The sequence below is a fragment of the Streptococcus sp. NSJ-72 genome, assembly GCF_014334035.1.
GTDB classification, from domain to species: Bacteria; Bacillota; Bacilli; order Lactobacillales; family Streptococcaceae; genus Streptococcus; species Streptococcus constellatus.
The window spans coordinates 1,342,339-1,359,051 of record NZ_CP060489.1 but is presented as its reverse complement, the minus strand read 5'-3'; the positions used below and the strand labels follow the sequence as shown (position 1 = coordinate 1,359,051).

The window sequence follows — 16,713 nt, the reverse complement described above, 5'->3', positions numbered from 1 at the left end:
CATGATAGTAGATTTCTTTTAAAAATTAGTCATTTTCTCTTATTTGTCAAATTTTTTATTTTATAGTAAAATGGGAAGGCGTCATAAATTCTAAGTATTAGCAAGGAGAGAAGATGAATCAATTACCAAATTGTCCAAAATGCCAGTCAGAATATGTTTACGAAGATGGGTTACTATTAGTTTGTCCAGAGTGTGCTTATGAGTGGAATCCGGCTGAAGTCGATGAAGAAGATGATGGCATCAAAGCGATTGATGCAAATGGCAATCAACTTGTGGACGGAGATACTGTTACTCTCATCAAGGATTTAAAAGTCAAGGGTGCTCCAAAGGATTTGAAACAAGGAACGCGCGTGAAAAATATTCGGATTGTAGAAGGCGACCATAATATTGATTGCAAGATTGATGGTTTTGGTGCGATGAAACTTAAGTCAGAATTTGTTAAGAAAATCTGAGGTCAGTAATGAAACGAAATGTAATTTTTTATAGCCGCATGATATTGTTTATCTTAGGGTTTGTGGGAGTATATCTTGAAATTACAAAGCATGGCGGTCTTGGCATGCTTATGTATTATACTGTTTTGTCCAACATTATCGTAACAGCTTTCACAGCTTATTTGCTGTATCTAATGGCGCGTTCTGAAAGTCGCTGGCAAACGAAGACACTATTTCGGATTAAAGGCGGTGTCACTATGTGTATCATGATTACCTGTGTCATCTATCATGTTCTGCTTGCTCCGTTAGCGACTGATTTTTATCGACTGGAAAATTTCCTATGTCATTACATTGTACCGTTATGGTTTTTAGCGGATACTGTGCTTTTTGATAAACGTTTGCAATATCGCTGGTTTGATCCCATTGCTTGGACTAGTGTGCCTCTACTTTACATGGCTTTTGCCCTGTTTAATGGTTTGGTTCTCAAGTGGCCTATTCCAGGTGCTAAAGACAGTCCATTTGCTTACTTCTTTCTAAATATCCCAAAATATGGCTGGTCTTATGTCTTACAGTGGTCAATCAAAATTTTTATTGGTTATTTGCTTGCGAGCTTTCTGCTTTACGGAGTTATGTCCCTATCCTCACATAGGAAAGGGTCTTCTTAAATACTTGAAACAGCAAAATTTGTCTACTTGCCTGAAAAAAACTTTCTTTTTGAACGTCTTTTTCAGGTTTTTTCTTGCCTTAATTACTACTGGCGCTGAAAAATTAAGCTCTTCATTTTGTTGAGGACAGTTCATAAAGTAAACACCATTACTCTGTTTCCATCTAATGATGATTAAAGTAACTTTTTCAACCCATTGATATATTCCTGATAGCGTTCTTTTCTCAACTTATAAATAGCTTCATAGATATGCTGGTAATGAATATCATAAAAATTCATCGAGAAATTGATAAGAATGTGTTCCTTATCTGGAAATAAGCTCTTGATATAAGTTGAAATATGTTGGTCTGCTACAATTATATTTGTTTCTTCGTGATCCTGTAAATGGAGCGAACTATTCAAAAAGTCAATTACCACAATCCGAGTAATAGAAGGAGGAATATTTCTTGAAAAAGCATTCTTTAAAGTCGTTACATCGGCATTATTACTTGCAAAAATATACAAAGAAATAGGTGCCATATTGGCATAAATCAACTCCCTTAGTTGAATGGTCACATGATAAATGTGGTACTTGTATACTTCACCTGTCAATCCCACCTCTTTCATCCATTCTTTGACAAGTGGGCTCAAGAGGAGATAGAGTGGGTCAAACAATCCGCGGTGGTCATATTGGAAAATGTAAGAATTGGGAACCAAACTTTGTAAATTGCAGATAAAAGGCTTCATAAAGAAGAGCATGACAATCCTAAATGGTTGAGAATCGATCAGCTCATCTCCAAATAATAAGCGAAATTTTTGGATGAGCGGCAGTAACATTCCTTGTTTCATGATAATATCAAGAGCTGTATCGCGATCGTGTTCCAACCATTTGTCTCTAGAGAAAGGATTAGGGGTAGTACAATAGGCTAAAAATAGATAATCGTAGTCTGTCGGTGTAAACATCACTTGTAGGGCAGGTTCCAAAATTTTCTTGGTTAAGGTTATCAGTTTTGGATAGACAAGGAGCGTTTTTAGTTTTTCTAGCTCTTGTGAGGCAGGTAGAACCACAGGAAAATTCTTTCGTTTCCACATTAGCACCACGAGAATAGAAAAGAAGCGACTTTCTTCTGTAGCTGCTTCGAAGGCTTCTTGTGAGATGTGGGCATTGGAAGAACGAATCCATTGATAAACGAGTTTTAACTCTTTTTCTTTAATTTCATACAGATGAATGCCAAATTTATATTCCAGCAAAGCGATAAGGAACCGAATACGGTATTCTGGTCCAATGACTTGGTATCTGTCTAAAGATAACCCAACTTCTTTCAAAAAGTCCAAACACTTATCACGTATTCGATAGCCAGTTGCACGGGAGATGTACTCTTTTTGGATAAAGCAAATGAAACTCTCTTTTTCTTCTTGTAAGAAGTAGCGCAAAAGGTGGAGAAAGGTTGAACTTTGATAAATCCGATGAAAACAGATGGAAGGATTGATTTTTGTAATCAGGTCTAAGTGAACTGTGTTCGCAAAAACTTTCAGATAAAATAAATCATTGAATTCCTCTTTCAATTCTGCTAGATGTTGATAGATGATTTTTTCACTAAATTCAGTGAGTTGTGCTAGTTGCTCAATATCAATCGTTTGAAATTCTAGAATGATTTGTAAAATGGTTGCTTTATTTAAAATTGATTCTTCCAAATATTTATCTAACATAAACGATTTTTAAAATTACCATACAAGGAAAGGGCTTGTCAACTAAGATTTTAAAGAAAAGGGGCGTTATGAGTATCGTTTGGAGTCATTGAGGTTAAAAGGGCGCTATTTTAGTAGGTTTGTCTCATTTTAAGTAAGTATTTTTGCATTCAATTGAGAAAAAATGTACATATATTCTATTTTAGTATTTTACGATATAAAATGAGTTTTTCAACCATTGAATCAAATCTCTTATCAATTTTTTAGTATATAGATGTATAATAAGCATAGCAATTATAAATGTGAAAAGGTATTCTATGAAATTAAAAATTTGTAAAAATGATTTTAGTCTTCAATGGAATGGCACTTACTATTTTGCCTTAGTAGATTATCCTGAAATTAACAAATGGGAATTGGAAAAAATTGCCAAGTTCGTGGCATATGAAAAAATGTATGGTAGAACGACCAAAATCGAGTGTGAAAATATTGCTTTGCAACACCAAGTGTACTCTTATATAGAGAATAGCAAGGAAAAGTTTCCATTTATTCCGAGGGATAAACGAGAAGCAGGCACTTTTAATGTAGACGGTAAATGTGTAACTTCCAACCATCTCAGCCATACTTGTACTATAGAAACTGCTAAGGAGATTTTGAAAAGTGGGAAATTATTGTCTGCCACGAAGGCTTTTGGTTTGGCTGGTAAACAGCTTGTGAACGATAAACGAAATGCAGCAGGTGATCCAGCGGATTATTTTTACTATGTCATGTTTGGGTGGTCTAATACGACATCTGGTTATAGGTTAGCAATGGAACGATTGCTAGAAAGAAATCCCACGGAAGTCGATCTGGAAGAAGCTTTCGTACCTGGTGTTAGTTTTCATTTCCGGTATGAAACTATTGTGAATCAAAAGGGCTATGTATTTGATGGTTATCATGCAGCAAAAGTGAAAGATGAGGTATTGTTAGATCTCAGTCTTTGTGTCTGCATTATTGCAAGTCAAAATAAAAAGGAATTTGAAGGTATTATTCCAAATTATTTAAAAACAGGATTCATTATTTAGATTATCAAAACGATGGACTGGTAAAATGGAATGATAAGGTATATGAAAAAGTGCTTGAGCTAGATGGTAGAGATAGGACGACCACTAGCATATTGTAAAAGATTTTGATAAGATAGAAAGTAATTAGGAGGCAGCTATGGATTTAGCAGAAATTAGAAAAGAAATTGATCAAATAGATGTAGACTTGATTACCTTGTTAGAAAAAAGAATGGCGTTAGTGAGCCAGGTAGCTCTCTACAAACGTCAGACTGGGAAAGCAGTATTAGATACTCAGCGTGAGCAAATTATTTTAGAGAAAGTTGCAAATAGTGTGCAGGAAAAACAGTATGAAGATACCCTTGTGCAGACTTTTTCAGATATTTTAAAACATTCACGTGCTTATCAAGAGCGGCATATCTAATATAGGAATGATAAAATGAAAAAAATTCATAGGTTAAAGTGGGTCAATATCGGAAATCAAGTGATAGCTATTACGGTATTGTCCATTCTTATGGGACTAGTAATTGGAACTATTGATACGATATTTGGGCGAACGCTTATATTTTTAAGTGAAGTCCGCATCTTGCATTCCCTTTATTTGATTCCTTTTTTAGCTTTTGCAGGATTAGTGATTGTATTTCTCTATCAGAAATATGGTGGGAAAAGTAGCAAAGGAATGGCCTTGATTTTTGAAGTTGGTCATGGTGTAGAAAATCACATTCCCAAGCGCTTAATCCCTCTTGTTATAGTGACGACTTGGTTGACGCATCTTTTTGGTGGTTCGGCCGGTCGAGAAGGAGTAGCAGTACAATTAGGTGCCACAGTCTCTCACTGGTTTTGCAAAAACTTTTCTACTCCTAATACTTCAAAAGTATTTTTAGTTACAGGAATGGCTGCTGGTTTTGCTGGGCTATTTCAAACGCCACTGGCTGCAGTTTTGTTTGCGATGGAAGTCTTGGTTGTAGGAAACTTGCAGCTGACTGCTTTGTATCCTGCCATGATAGCCTCTCTCGTTGCTGCTTGGACATCACATGCGTTAGGTCTTGAAAAATTTATGCAACCAATTTCTGCTCATTTGGGATTATCTCCAATACTTGTTATTAAATTAGTGCTCCTTGGAGTTTTATTTGGACTTTGTGGCAATGTATTTGCTTATGCTCTCTTGTGGAGTAAAAAGAAAGCGGCAACTATTTTTCCAAATCCCTACAAACGAATCGTGGTGATGGGAATTGTCTTAAGTATTGTCTTTTTATTGTTGGATAAAGGTCGATACTCAGGGCTTGGAACAAATTTAATTACGGCTAGTTTTGCTGGACAATCTATTTATTTATATGATTGGTTCTTTAAATTACTTCTAACAGTTTTGACTTTATCAGCAGGTTTTCAAGGTGGAGAAGTGACACCGCTTTTTGCCATTGGGGCAAGTCTAGGCGTTCTACTGGCAGGTTTATTTGGTCTTCCAGTTAGCTTGGTTGCGGCGCTAGGCTATGCTGCAGTTTTCGGAAGTGCTACCTCTACTTTCTTGGGACCGATTCTGATTGGTTGTGAGGTGTTTGGTTTTAGCAATTTTCCATATTTTTTCATAGTCTGTGTCGTGGCATTTAGTCTTCACCGACAATATTCGATTTATGGAGCCCAAAAAATTCGATATTGAAAAATAATCTTCTATGAGGTTTTAACTTGTAGGAGATTTTTATTTTGTGTTATACTAGAAAAAGCAAGATTAGAAAAGGGAAGTCATGACAAAAGCAGATACCATTTTAAAAGAAAATATTCGAAGAATTTTATATGAAGGTGTTTTTTCTGAAAATGCACGTCCGCGCTATAAAAACGGGAAAGTTGCTAATTCTAAGTATATCACTGGTTCTTTTGCTGAGTACGATCTGAGCAAGGGAGAATTCCCTATCACAACGCTTCGTCCGATTGCTATCAAATCAGCGATCAAAGAAGTCCTCTGGATTTATCAAGATCAATCCAATAGCTTAGAAGTTTTAGAAAACAAATACAATGTTCATTATTGGAATGATTGGGAAGTAGGAACTACTCGCACTATTGGTGAGCGATATGGTGCTGTTGTTAAAAAACATGATATTATCAATAAAATTTTAAAACAGCTGGAGATGAATCCTTGGAATCGTCGAAATATTATCTCACTTTGGGACTATGAAGCTTTTGAAGAAACAGAAGGATTATTACCTTGTGCTTTTCAGACCATGTTTGATGTCCGACGTGTAGATGGTGAAATCTACCTAGATGCAACTCTGACACAGCGTTCAAATGATATGTTGGTAGCTCACCATATCAATGCCATGCAGTATGTCGCATTGCAAATGATGATTGCTAAGCATTTTGGGTGGAAAGTTGGCAAATTCTTTTATTTTGTCAATAATTTGCACATTTATGATAATCAATTTGAACAGGCTGAAGAATTACTTCGACGTGAACCGACGGATTGCCTGCCACGATTAGTATTGAATGTCCCAGACGGAACCAACTTTTTTGACATTAAAGCAGAAGATTTTGAATTGATCAATTATGACCCTGTTAAGCCACAGTTGAAATTTGATTTAGCAATTTGATAATGAAACAAAATTTCTCTGAATGTAAAAAGTTTATTATTTTGATACAAATTGGTTTTGCTTCCTATGCAATTCCAGTTGCCTCCCAGAATGTAAATAAAAAGAATTCACAGAAAGCTGAGTTTCACCAGACTTATTATGTTTTTTCAAAAACTAATAAACGAAGAGGCTTATTTAACTATTTTCCAAAGGCAAATATAAATTGTCTGGTGATTTGATAGTTAAAATCAGCCTTTTTTACTGAAATTTGATAAAATAGAACTATCAATTCAAAGGATGAAGGAATGACGAAGAAAATTGTAGCTATTTGGGCACAAGATGAGGATGGCTTGATTGGGCGAAACAATAGATTGCCTTGGCATTTACCAGCTGACCTTAAGCATTTTAAAGAAACAACAACTGGACAGGTTATTTTAATGGGTCGGGTGACATTTGACGGGATGAACCGTAGAGTGTTGCCTAATCGTACTACGATTATTTTGACAAGAGATAAGTCGTATCAAGTAGAAAATGAGCATGTATTGATCTTTCACGATGTCACTTCTGTTCTAAAATGGTATGAGATGCAGGAAAAAGAGCTTTATATTATTGGTGGTGGTCAAATTTTTTCTGCATTTGGGCCTTTCATTGATGAGTTAGTTATGACACGTATTCATGCTAGTTTACAAGGAGATACCTATTTCCCGAAAGAGTTTGATATGACGAAATTTCAGGAGTGTTCTCGTCAATTTTATGCCAAAGACGAAAAGAATGAGTATGATTTTACTGTAACAACCTTCCAGAGAAAGGAGTCGTAATGGAACGTAGTATTTTCGGATTTTTTACGGCTCTTTTGTGTGTCGTTTGTGTCATGGCGGCTACACAGGCTTTTCGTAAAAAGCGGTATGGATTATCAGTTCTCTTTTGGCTGAATGCTTTTACAAATTTGGTGAATAGTATTCATGCTTTTTATATGACCTTATTTAAATAATAAATAACTAAACGAACGAAAAAGAAATTGTAATGAATAGATTGGAGTGAAAGATGCCTACAAATCGTACGAGCGAAATGATGGTTTATTGTTCTTTTTGTGGTAAAAGTCAAGAAGAAGTTCAAAAAATTATTGCAGGAAATAATGCATTTATTTGTAACGAATGTGTGGAATTAGCACAAGAAATTATTAGAGAAGAATTAGCAGAAGAAGTCTTGGCAGACTTGTCGGAAGTACCAAAACCACAAGAATTGCTTAACATTTTAAATCACTATGTAATAGGGCAAGATCGTGCAAAGCGAGCGCTGGCTGTTGCTGTATACAATCACTATAAACGTATCAATTTTCACGATAATCGTGAAGAAGAGGATGATGTCGAATTACAAAAATCCAATATTCTTATGATTGGTCCAACTGGTTCTGGTAAGACTTTTCTTGCTCAAACTTTAGCGAAAAGTCTAAATGTTCCCTTTGCGATTGCAGATGCGACAGCTTTGACGGAAGCTGGCTATGTCGGGGAAGATGTTGAGAATATTCTCTTAAAACTCTTACAGGCGGCAGATTTCAATATTGAACGTGCAGAACGTGGCATTATCTATGTAGATGAGATTGACAAAATTGCAAAGAAAAGCGAAAATGTCTCTATTACTCGTGATGTTTCTGGTGAAGGCGTTCAGCAAGCTCTGCTTAAAATCATTGAAGGGACTGTAGCTAGTGTACCTCCACAAGGCGGTCGCAAACATCCACAGCAAGAAATGATTCAAGTGGATACCAAGAATATTCTTTTTATCGTTGGCGGTGCTTTTGACGGAATTGAAGAAATCGTCAAACAACGTCTAGGTGAAAAGATCATTGGTTTTGGTCAAAATAACAAAGCCATTGATGAAAATAGTTCTTATATGCAAGAAATTATTTCCGAAGATATTCAAAAATTTGGGCTTATTCCTGAATTGATTGGTCGTTTGCCTGTGTTTGCAGCGCTTGAGCCTTTGACTGTTGATGATTTGGTGCGAATTCTCCGTGAGCCTAAGAATGCTTTAGTGAAACAATATCAAACGCTTCTTTCTTATGACGATGTTACATTAGAGTTTGATGATGATGCTCTCCAAGAGATTGCTAACAAAGCCATTGAACGCAAGACAGGTGCTCGTGGCTTGCGCTCGATTATCGAAGAAACCATGATGGATGTCATGTTTGAAGTACCAAGTCAAGAAAATGTGAAGTTAGTGCGGATTACCAAGGAAGCAGTTGATGGAACAGATAAACCGATATTAGAAACAGCTTAAGCGAGGTGTTGTATGGAAATTAATACGCACAATGCGGAAATTTTGTTGAGTGCAGCCAACAAATCTCATTATCCTCAGGATGAGATTCCTGAAATTGCTCTTGCTGGGCGATCCAATGTTGGAAAATCTTCTTTTATCAATACATTATTAAATCGAAAAAACTTAGCGCGAACTTCTGGTAAGCCAGGGAAAACGCAGCTGCTGAATTTCTTCAACATTGACAATCAACTTCGGTTTGTAGATGTCCCAGGCTATGGCTATGCCAAAGTTTCTAAGACAGAACGAGCTAAGTGGGGTAGAATGATTGAGGAGTATCTGACGACTAGGGAAAATCTCAGAGCAGTTGTAAGTTTAGTGGATTTTCGGCATGAGCCAAGTGCAGATGATGTGCAAATGTATGAATTTCTAAAATACTATGAGATACCCGTCATCGTTGTAGCTACAAAAGCAGACAAAATTCCACGCAGTAAATGGAACAAGCATGAATCGGTCATTAAAAAAAGGTTAGATTTTGATAAAAATGATGATTTTCTTATTTTTTCATCTGTAAACAAAGATGGTTTAGATGCAGCTTGGGATGCGATTTTGGAAAAAATTTAGGAATGAAAGAAAAGAGGCTGGGACAAAAAATCCCGGTCTTGCTTTTTCGTTAGAAATATCTTTTGACACGTGATACGGTAGCTGATTGCTCAACGCACTGCTTTGAGGTTGCAGATAGGACTTGCGAAGCAAGTCTCAACTTTGTTTGTCTTTTAGACTTCAAAAAGTTTCTAATCATTTTCGCGGAACTGGAACTACGAACGAAAAAGTAAAAATTTTTAGTTCTGTTCTATCGCCTTTATAATGAATCTGTCACCAAATTGTAACTAAGTAACGAGGATTTTATGTTATAATCAAACATATATTATACTGGAGAAATGAACTATGAGAAAGAAAAAATTGAAAAAAAAAGTTTTAACAGTTCTGGTTTTGGTGGCTGTTACTTTATTAGTTAGTGCAGTTTTATCCAAGCAAATTCGCCCAGCTAGTGCCAATGATGAGGCTTACCAACGTCCCTTGACCCAAACAGAAGTGTTTATTTCACAAATTGGTGAAACTGCTCGTCAATTGGGTCAAGCAAACGATTTATATGCTTCCGTTATGATTGCACAGGCCATTTTGGAAAGCAATTCTGGACGTTCTGCTTTATCAGCTGCCCCTCATCACAATTTATTTGGAATTAAAGGTCAATACGCTGGTCAATCTGCTACAATGCCTACGCTAGAAGATGATGGGAAAGGAAATACTTATAAGATCAATGCAGAGTTTAGATCGTATCCGAGTTATTTTGAATCTTTGCAAGACTATGTAGCAATTTTAAAGCATAGTTGCTATACCTATGCTTGGAAGAGTAATACGACCAGTTATATGAATGCGACAGCAGCTTTGACAGGGATTTATGCGACGGATACAAGCTATAACGTCAAGCTAAATAATTTGATTCAACAGTATAATTTGACACAATACGATGTACCAGGTACGCAAACAACTAGCGCTACAGCATCTAACAAGGTCTACAATCCTTATCGTCAACAATATACAACACAGGAAGTGTTAAATTTGGATGTTGCTTGGGCGAATCGTCGTCGATAATATTTGTAATTAGATGAGAGAGATTGGGATTTTTATCCCAATCTTTTTTGTTCGGTGATGAAATTAGTTTATTCGTCTATTTTTATGGATCTATAAAGAAAACGTTTCCCATAACTAAAAGTTTGTGATATAATGAACACATCGTTTTTATGACAAAAAACAAGGGGAGATGAGAATGTCAGAATCGTTATTTATTTCAAAAATTGAATATGCGTGTCACAAAAAGGAAGAATTATTTAACAGGAGCAAAGCGAAGTATGCAATTCGTTCGATGTTTGCAGGGGCATTTTTAACATTGAGTACAGCGGCGGGAGTTATTGTAGCAGACCTAATGAATGGATTTGCTTCTGGGACTGGACGTTTTGTTTTTCCGTTTATTTTTGCTTGGGGATTAGTTTACATTCTCTTTTTAAATGCTGAATTAACTACTTCAAATATGATGTATTTAACGGCGGGAACCTTTTTGAAGAAGATAAATTGGAAAAAAGCTTTGCTCATTTTACTATATTGTACATTTTTTAATTTAGTAGGCGCTCTTTTTATTGGTTTTATCTTTAATCAAACTAGTGAATTTACTCATCTCACATCAAAGAGTTTTCTAGCTGGGATAGCAGAGCATAAATTGTCTCGTCCTAATCAGCTCGTCATTTTTGAAGGGATTGTTGCCAATATTTTTGTTAATATTGCAATTCTATCTTATTTGTTGTTGAAAAATTCAACTGCAAAAATTCTGATTGTGATTTCTGCCATTTATATGTTTGTTTTTCTGACCAATGAGCACTTGGCAGCTAATTTTGCATCATTTTCTTTAGTGACTTTTAATAAAATTGCTGGGCAAATAGAGGTTTTTAATCTTTTAAATATTTTAAGGCATTTTAGTGTTACTTTTTTAGCTAATTGGATTGGTGGAGGGCTTTTGATTGGTTTGTCCTATGCTTTTTTAAATAAAGACGAAACTACTTATGTAGATTGAAAATAGACCGTTCGTGCATATAAATATGTGTTCAAAAAAGTAGAAGAAGAGGATGGAAACGTTTCTCTTCTTTTTATTTGCTTCAAAAAAAGAAAGAATTAAAATCTGTTGCCATAATAAAAGGCATGCAATTTGACTGTATCCGCCAACAAATCGCAGAGCAAGGTAGATTATGATAAAATAGAACTAGTTTTAGATGAGAAAAGAGATTTCATGAAAGATTTATTGAAATATTTTAAAGGTTATGTGAGGGAATCCCTGTTAGGACCGTTTTTTAAATTGTTAGAAGCCAGTTTTGAATTACTGGTGCCAATTTTGATTGCGACAATTGTTGACCAAATAATCCCTGAAAAAGATAGTACACATCTTTATATCATGGTCTTTTTATTGGTTGTTCTAGCATCGTTTGGTGCTGGGGTGGCGATTATTGCTCAATATTATTCCTCAAGAGCAGCGGTAGGATTTACGCGTCAATTGACCAAAGATTTATATCAAAAAATTATGCGTTTGCCAAAAGCTCAGCGAGATAACCTGACAGCATCTAGTTTGGTTACTCGTTTGACAAGTGATACTTATCAAATCCAAACTGGTATTAATCAATTTCTTCGTCTGTTTTTACGTGCGCCGATTATTGTTTTTGGCTCGATCATCATGGCATTTTTGATTAGTCCAAGTATTACGCTGTGGTTTTTGCTGATGGTTGTAGTCTTAACCGCTATTATCTACATCATGTCACGTTTCGTCAATCCACTTTATGCTAATATTCGTCGGATTACAGATAATATTGTCAGTATGACACGTCAACAATTACAAGGTGTGCGTGTTATCCGTGCTTTTGGACAAACAACTAAAGAAATTCAGGAATTTCAAAATATCAATGAAAATTATAAGACTTGGCAGATAAAAACAGGAATATTGTCTAGCTTGATTAGTCCGTTGACCTTTTTAGTAGTGAATAGCACGCTACTCATAGTTATTTGGCATGGAAATCTAGCGATTGGACATGGTTTACTAACGCAAGGGAAATTAGTTGCTTTGGTCAATTACCTTTTGCAAATTTTGATAGAACTATTGAAATTGGCGATGCTCATTACTTCTTTGAACCAAAGTTACATCAGCGCTGGACGAATTCAAGAAGTTTTTGAACAGGAGGGAGAAGATGTTCTGGCAGAGTTACCGATTGTTTACTCTGTGGGTGATCAATCTATTTCTGCTCAAAATGTTACGTTTACCTATCCACAAGCCGCTCGTCCAGCATTAGAAAATATTTCGTTTGATTTACCATCTGGTCAGACTTTGGGAGTGATTGGAGGAACAGGAGCAGGGAAATCAACTTTAGTGCAGCTGTTGGCACATTTGTATGAGGCAGATGCAGGCCAGTTGGTTGTTTTTAAAAATAATCGAAGTCCTCGAAATCTTAAAGAATGGCGTTCTTGGATAAGTTTAGTACCACAAAAGGCAGAATTATTTCGAGGAACCATTCGCTCAAATTTATCTTTGGGATTAAATGATAATGTGAGTGATAACCATCTCTGGTGGGCTCTTGACATTGCGCAAGCTAGTGACTTTGTACAGGAAAAAGAAGACCAGCTAGATGCGGTGGTAGAAGCTTTTGGACGCAATTTTTCTGGCGGACAGCGTCAGCGTCTCACGATTGCGCGAGCTATTTTACAAAAGGCTCCATTTCTTGTATTGGATGATTCTACTTCGGCACTTGACTATTTAACAGAAGCTAAACTATTGCAGGCTATTAAAGGAGAATTAAAAAACACAAGTTTGATTTTAATTTCTCAACGAACCAATAGCTTGCGTGCAGCTGATCAGATACTTGTCTTGAATAAAGGACAACAGGTCGCTCTTGGTACACATGAAGATTTGCTTCAAACGAGCGATATTTATCTAGAAATTCATCTCTCACAACATAGCAGGGAGGAAAAGCATGAAAACTAGATATTCTAAAAGTAGTTTGCAACGCCTTGCAAGTGACTTATTACAGCAACGTTGGCTTGTCCTATTAGCCACAGTTGGAATGATTATTCAGGTTGCCTTGACCATTTATTTGCCGATTTTAATTGGAAATGCAGTTGATAGTGTTTTACTTCCCGATGCAAGTCAGCATTTGTTTCCAATTCTTTCTAAAATGAGCATGGTGATTGTTGCTAATACAGCAATTCAATGGCTCAATCCTTTAATCTATAATCAGTTGATTTATAGTTATAGTCAGCAACTTCGTAATGCTGTCATTCAAAAAATTCATCATCTTCCCTTGGCTTATCTTGATCGTCAAGGAAATGGTGATTTAGTGAGTCGCTTAACAACGGATGTGGAGCAGTTAAATAATGGGTTGCTCATGGTTTTCAATCAGTTTTTTGTGGGTGTGTTGACCATTTTTGTAACGATTGTGACAATGGCAAGGATTGACTTTTTCATGATGGCATTGGTCTTGCTATTAACTCCCTTATCTATGCTGATTGCAGACTTTATCGCTCGTAAAAGCTATAAGTTGTTTCAAAAACAGACAACAGCTCGGGGGCTTCAGACACAATTTATCGAAGAAAGTCTCTCTCAGGAAAGTTTGATTCAAAGTTTTAATGCTCAAGAGCAGTTCATTGCGAACTTTACAAAGGGGAATGAAAGCTATGCGGATTATTCTCAGGAAGCGATTTTCTATTCCTCGACTGTCAATCCAGCAACGCGTTTTGTAAATGCTCTTATCTATGCGATGATTGTAGGATTTGGTGCAGCTCGTATCATCAACGGCTCTAGCTTTACGGTCGGACAATTAGTGACATTTTTAAATTATGTCAACCAATACACCAAGCCTTTCAACGATATTTCGTCTGTCATGGCCGAATTGCAAAGCGCCCTTGCCTGTGCAGAGCGCTTGTACACGATTTTAGATGAAAAGGAACTTGTAGAAATTGGAAAAGAAGAACTTACGAGTGAGACTATCTTTGGAGCTATTCGTTTTGAACATATATGTTTTGGTTATGAAAAAAACAAGCCCTTGATTCATGATTTAAATATGACGATTCCTGCGGGAAGTAAAGTTGCTATTGTTGGTCCAACCGGTGCTGGAAAATCAACTCTCATCAATCTCCTTATGCGATTTTATAATGTGGATGCGGGTAAGATAAAGCTAGACGATCGAGATATTACAAATTATACTCGAGTGTCCTTCCGCCGGCAGTTTGGCATGGTGTTACAAGAAACGTGGCTGAAAAAGACCACGATCCATGATAATATTGCTTTTGGGCGACCAGAAGCGAGTCGAGAAGAAGTGATAGCAGCTGCTAAAGCAGCGAATGCACATTTTTTTATTCAGCAATTACCGAATGGTTATGACACTTATCTAGCGGACGCAGGTGACTCTTTATCACAAGGACAACGGCAGTTATTGACGATTGCGCGTGTTTTTCTAGCTGTACCTAAAATCTTAATTTTAGATGAAGCAACTTCATCCATTGATACACGAACCGAAGTGCTTATTCAAAAAGCTTTTAATAAGCTAATGGTAGGAAGAACCAGTTTTATCATTGCTCATCGTCTGTCTACTATTCAAAATGCAGATATCATCTTGGTTTTGGTTGATGGTGATATTGTCGAACATGGCAGTCATCAGGAGTTGATGCAAGCGAAAGGTATTTATTATCAAATGCAGACAGCGCAGGGAAGTTTGGGTATTTAAAATTAACAAATGGAAAAACTTAGGGAATGATATACTATTTGAGACAAATTCAAAGGATCGTTATCACATTTTCCCACATCTTGTTTTTAGTGTAAACTGTCATATAGTTTTCAAAACTTATAATTGTTCTTTCCTTACTTGCTCTAGTCCAGTTTCAGTCAGATGGTAGATTTTCTGACAGACTTCTTTTAGAAAAGTACGATCATGAGAAACAGTAATAAAAGCTCCGGTATAGCTTGTAAAAAGTTTTCGAATTTGTGGCTGTGAAGTAGGAGAAAAGTTACGTGTCGGCTCATCTAGCAACAAGACATTTGCCTGATCTAATACCATTTTTAGCAACAACAATTTGGCCTTTTGTCCACCAGACAGTTGAAAAATGGGATGATGTACTTCGTTGCGTGTGAATTGCAGACTGGCTAGGTGTGTGAGGATTTTTTCTCGCTCAATAGCCTCTCCTGTGGATGTTAGAAAATCTATTGGAGAATCGACTTCGTTTAAAATATCATGATAGTTTTGAGGCATATATCCTAGTGTAATGCCTCTCTTTTCTTTCAGTAGATGTCGCAGTTCTTTGAGAAAAGTAGATTTACCGACACCATTTTTACCAATAATCCCAATCTTTTCCTGTCCCAAAAGTTCAAAGTTAATATTTCGTACTAAGATATGCTCTTCTATCTTTAAACACATTTGTTGGATAGTAAGTACTCTTTTTGTCGATGGAAGAGGGGAAATGGCAGGAAATTTCAGAATGATAGCATCTGCTTGTGTTGGTAACTCTGTCATTTTAGTGGCTTCTCGATTAAAACGTTTTTCTTGCGAGAGAATATTTTTCATTTTTTTGGCTAGTAATCTACCAGCTGTGCTGTCATGAGTATGACGCAAGACATGCTCCACACTTTGTTTGACTCGCTGGTGTTTTGCCATTGCTTTTTGATATTCTTCTCGTTCTTTTTTTGCATCTTTTGTTTGCTTTTTAAATGTCTCCTGTCTCTCTTGGCTATAATTCTCATAATCAAGATTTCGAACAGTCGTTCGAGCTTCCTGTTTTTTCTTAATCAATTCCAAATGAATGATTTTTGTCGCTACATGGCTCAAAAGACTTTCATCATGTGAAACGAAGATAACTGTTCGAGGTGTATTTTGGAGAAAATTTTCTAGCCATATCAGAGTATCTAGATCTAAATCATTAGAAGGTTCATCTAAAAAGAGAAGGTCCCAATCAGTAGAGAGGATTTTTAAAAGTTGAATTTTTAATAGTTCGCCACCAGATAAAGAGGCCATTGTTTGCTGGCTAGTAAAACGTTCACTCTCAAAATGGAATTCTTGTGCAAAGCGGTAAAGTTTGTTGTAATCTAGGTCTACTTCCACATCTCCAAAAAAATAGTCGTTAAGGGAGAGTTTTCTTTCATTTTTAGGTAAACTTTGTGGCAAATAAGCATAACGATTATAGCTTTTTTGAATCTCTCCCGTATAACTAACATAGTCCGAAACAAGTGCGTCATTCATGAGTAGTTTGAGAAGAGTAGATTTTCCATTTCCTTCTTCCCCGATAATGGCAATTTTATCACTTGTATTAACAGTGAGTGACAAATCACTAACCATGTTTTTGAAGTCTTTTAAATGTGTAATGGTTAAATGTCGAATTTGTAGCATATATGTCTCCTTATGATGTTCATTGTCATTTTAGAGCTAAGAAAAACAGCCCTATTTACCTAGTAGAGCTGTTTTTGCTTTTGAGTTGCTAACAAATATTGCAAAGCAAGTAGTTTGCGATGGATATAT

General features: G+C 36.3%; 15 protein-coding genes and 1 pseudogene. 14 read left to right on the top strand and 2 right to left on the bottom strand.

Going from position 1 to position 16,713, the window contains the following annotated elements; genetic code table 11:
- Positions 1-113: 113 nt before the first annotated feature.
- Together H8787_RS06655 and H8787_RS06650 are read left to right on the top strand one after the other, a co-directional pair.
- Entirely contained in the window at positions 114-452 is a 339-nt protein-coding gene (locus H8787_RS06655) for a zinc ribbon domain-containing protein YjdM (protein ID WP_006269403.1), read from the top strand.
- Positions 453-460: 8 nt separating this feature from the next.
- Positions 461-1,096, top strand: coding sequence for a Pr6Pr family membrane protein (locus H8787_RS06650; RefSeq protein ID WP_006269395.1), 636 nt, complete (start codon positions 461-463; stop codon positions 1,094-1,096).
- Between the two features lie 173 nt (positions 1,097-1,269).
- Here H8787_RS06650 and H8787_RS06645 read toward each other — a convergent pair whose 3' ends face one another.
- Complete coding sequence (locus H8787_RS06645) at positions 1,270-2,784, bottom strand: helix-turn-helix domain-containing protein (protein WP_187327726.1); 1,515 nt, start codon at positions 2,782-2,784, stop codon at positions 1,270-1,272.
- A gap of 296 nt (positions 2,785-3,080) precedes the next feature.
- On the opposite strand from H8787_RS06645, the pseudogene H8787_RS06640 reads away from it, so the two are divergent.
- From H8787_RS06640 to H8787_RS06585, 12 genes and pseudogenes are all read left to right on the top strand, one after another.
- A pseudogene (locus H8787_RS06640) lies at positions 3,081-3,922 on the top strand (phosphate ABC transporter ATPase).
- Between the two features lie 38 nt (positions 3,923-3,960).
- On the top strand, positions 3,961-4,224 hold the full coding sequence (locus H8787_RS06635) for a chorismate mutase (RefSeq protein ID WP_006267865.1): 264 nt from the start codon (positions 3,961-3,963) through the stop codon (positions 4,222-4,224).
- A 15-nt stretch (positions 4,225-4,239) separates the two neighbouring features.
- On the top strand, positions 4,240-5,457 hold the full coding sequence (locus H8787_RS06630) for a chloride channel protein (RefSeq protein ID WP_187327725.1): 1,218 nt from the start codon (positions 4,240-4,242) through the stop codon (positions 5,455-5,457).
- Positions 5,458-5,542: 85 nt separating this feature from the next.
- A complete protein-coding gene (locus H8787_RS06625) occupies positions 5,543-6,382 on the top strand; it encodes a thymidylate synthase (RefSeq protein ID WP_187327724.1) in 840 nt (279 codons plus the stop codon).
- 284 nt (positions 6,383-6,666) lie between these two features.
- Positions 6,667-7,179, top strand: coding sequence for a dihydrofolate reductase (locus H8787_RS06620; protein WP_039677162.1), 513 nt, complete (start codon positions 6,667-6,669; stop codon positions 7,177-7,179).
- Complete coding sequence (locus H8787_RS06615; RefSeq protein WP_003024903.1) at positions 7,179-7,352, top strand: hypothetical protein; 174 nt, start codon at positions 7,179-7,181, stop codon at positions 7,350-7,352. Before H8787_RS06620 ends, H8787_RS06615 begins: the two co-directional genes overlap by 1 nt.
- 53 nt (positions 7,353-7,405) lie before the next feature.
- Positions 7,406-8,638, top strand: a complete 1,233-nt coding sequence (clpX, locus tag H8787_RS06610; protein WP_003068865.1) for an ATP-dependent Clp protease ATP-binding subunit ClpX — start codon at positions 7,406-7,408, stop codon at positions 8,636-8,638.
- A gap of 12 nt (positions 8,639-8,650) precedes the next feature.
- Positions 8,651-9,238: a ribosome biogenesis GTP-binding protein YihA/YsxC gene (yihA, locus tag H8787_RS06605; RefSeq protein ID WP_003068868.1), complete on the top strand. Its 588-nt coding sequence runs from the start codon at positions 8,651-8,653 to the stop codon at positions 9,236-9,238.
- Positions 9,239-9,562: 324 nt separating this feature from the next.
- Complete coding sequence (locus tag H8787_RS06600; RefSeq protein ID WP_187327723.1) at positions 9,563-10,270, top strand: glucosaminidase domain-containing protein; 708 nt, start codon at positions 9,563-9,565, stop codon at positions 10,268-10,270.
- Positions 10,271-10,445: 175 nt separating this feature from the next.
- Entirely contained in the window at positions 10,446-11,243 is a 798-nt protein-coding gene (locus H8787_RS06595) for a formate/nitrite transporter family protein (RefSeq protein ID WP_187327722.1), read from the top strand.
- Between the two features lie 213 nt (positions 11,244-11,456).
- Positions 11,457-13,193 carry an ABC transporter ATP-binding protein gene (locus H8787_RS06590; RefSeq protein ID WP_187327721.1) on the top strand — a complete coding sequence of 579 codons (1,737 nt, stop codon included), beginning with the start codon at positions 11,457-11,459 and terminating at the stop codon, positions 13,191-13,193.
- Positions 13,183-14,931: an ABC transporter ATP-binding protein gene (locus H8787_RS06585; RefSeq protein ID WP_187327720.1), complete on the top strand. Its 1,749-nt coding sequence runs from the start codon at positions 13,183-13,185 to the stop codon at positions 14,929-14,931. Before H8787_RS06590 ends, H8787_RS06585 begins: the two co-directional genes overlap by 11 nt.
- Positions 14,932-15,048: 117 nt before the next feature.
- On the opposite strand, the gene H8787_RS06580 is transcribed toward H8787_RS06585, so the two are convergent.
- Complete coding sequence (locus tag H8787_RS06580) at positions 15,049-16,584, bottom strand: ATP-binding cassette domain-containing protein (protein WP_187327719.1); 1,536 nt, start codon at positions 16,582-16,584, stop codon at positions 15,049-15,051.
- Between the last annotated feature and the right edge of the window lie 129 nt (positions 16,585-16,713).

Coding starts and splice junctions, on each gene's coding strand:
- H8787_RS06645 (WP_187327726.1), bottom strand. CDS start 2,784: ATGTTAGATAAATATTTGGAAGAATCAATTTTAAATAAAGCAACCATT.
- H8787_RS06635 (WP_006267865.1), top strand. CDS start 3,961: ATGGATTTAGCAGAAATTAGAAAAGAAATTGATCAAATAGATGTAGAC.
- H8787_RS06595 (WP_187327722.1), top strand. CDS start 10,446: ATGTCAGAATCGTTATTTATTTCAAAAATTGAATATGCGTGTCACAAA.
- H8787_RS06655 (WP_006269403.1), top strand. CDS start 114: ATGAATCAATTACCAAATTGTCCAAAATGCCAGTCAGAATATGTTTAC.
- clpX (WP_003068865.1), top strand. CDS start 7,406: ATGCCTACAAATCGTACGAGCGAAATGATGGTTTATTGTTCTTTTTGT.
- H8787_RS06590 (WP_187327721.1), top strand. CDS start 11,457: ATGAAAGATTTATTGAAATATTTTAAAGGTTATGTGAGGGAATCCCTG.
- H8787_RS06580 (WP_187327719.1), bottom strand. CDS start 16,584: ATGCTACAAATTCGACATTTAACCATTACACATTTAAAAGACTTCAAA.
- H8787_RS06585 (WP_187327720.1), top strand. CDS start 13,183: ATGAAAACTAGATATTCTAAAAGTAGTTTGCAACGCCTTGCAAGTGAC.
- H8787_RS06620 (WP_039677162.1), top strand. CDS start 6,667: ATGACGAAGAAAATTGTAGCTATTTGGGCACAAGATGAGGATGGCTTG.
- H8787_RS06600 (WP_187327723.1), top strand. CDS start 9,563: ATGAGAAAGAAAAAATTGAAAAAAAAAGTTTTAACAGTTCTGGTTTTG.
- H8787_RS06625 (WP_187327724.1), top strand. CDS start 5,543: ATGACAAAAGCAGATACCATTTTAAAAGAAAATATTCGAAGAATTTTA.
- H8787_RS06615 (WP_003024903.1), top strand. CDS start 7,179: ATGGAACGTAGTATTTTCGGATTTTTTACGGCTCTTTTGTGTGTCGTT.
- H8787_RS06630 (WP_187327725.1), top strand. CDS start 4,240: ATGAAAAAAATTCATAGGTTAAAGTGGGTCAATATCGGAAATCAAGTG.
- H8787_RS06650 (WP_006269395.1), top strand. CDS start 461: ATGAAACGAAATGTAATTTTTTATAGCCGCATGATATTGTTTATCTTA.
- yihA (WP_003068868.1), top strand. CDS start 8,651: ATGGAAATTAATACGCACAATGCGGAAATTTTGTTGAGTGCAGCCAAC.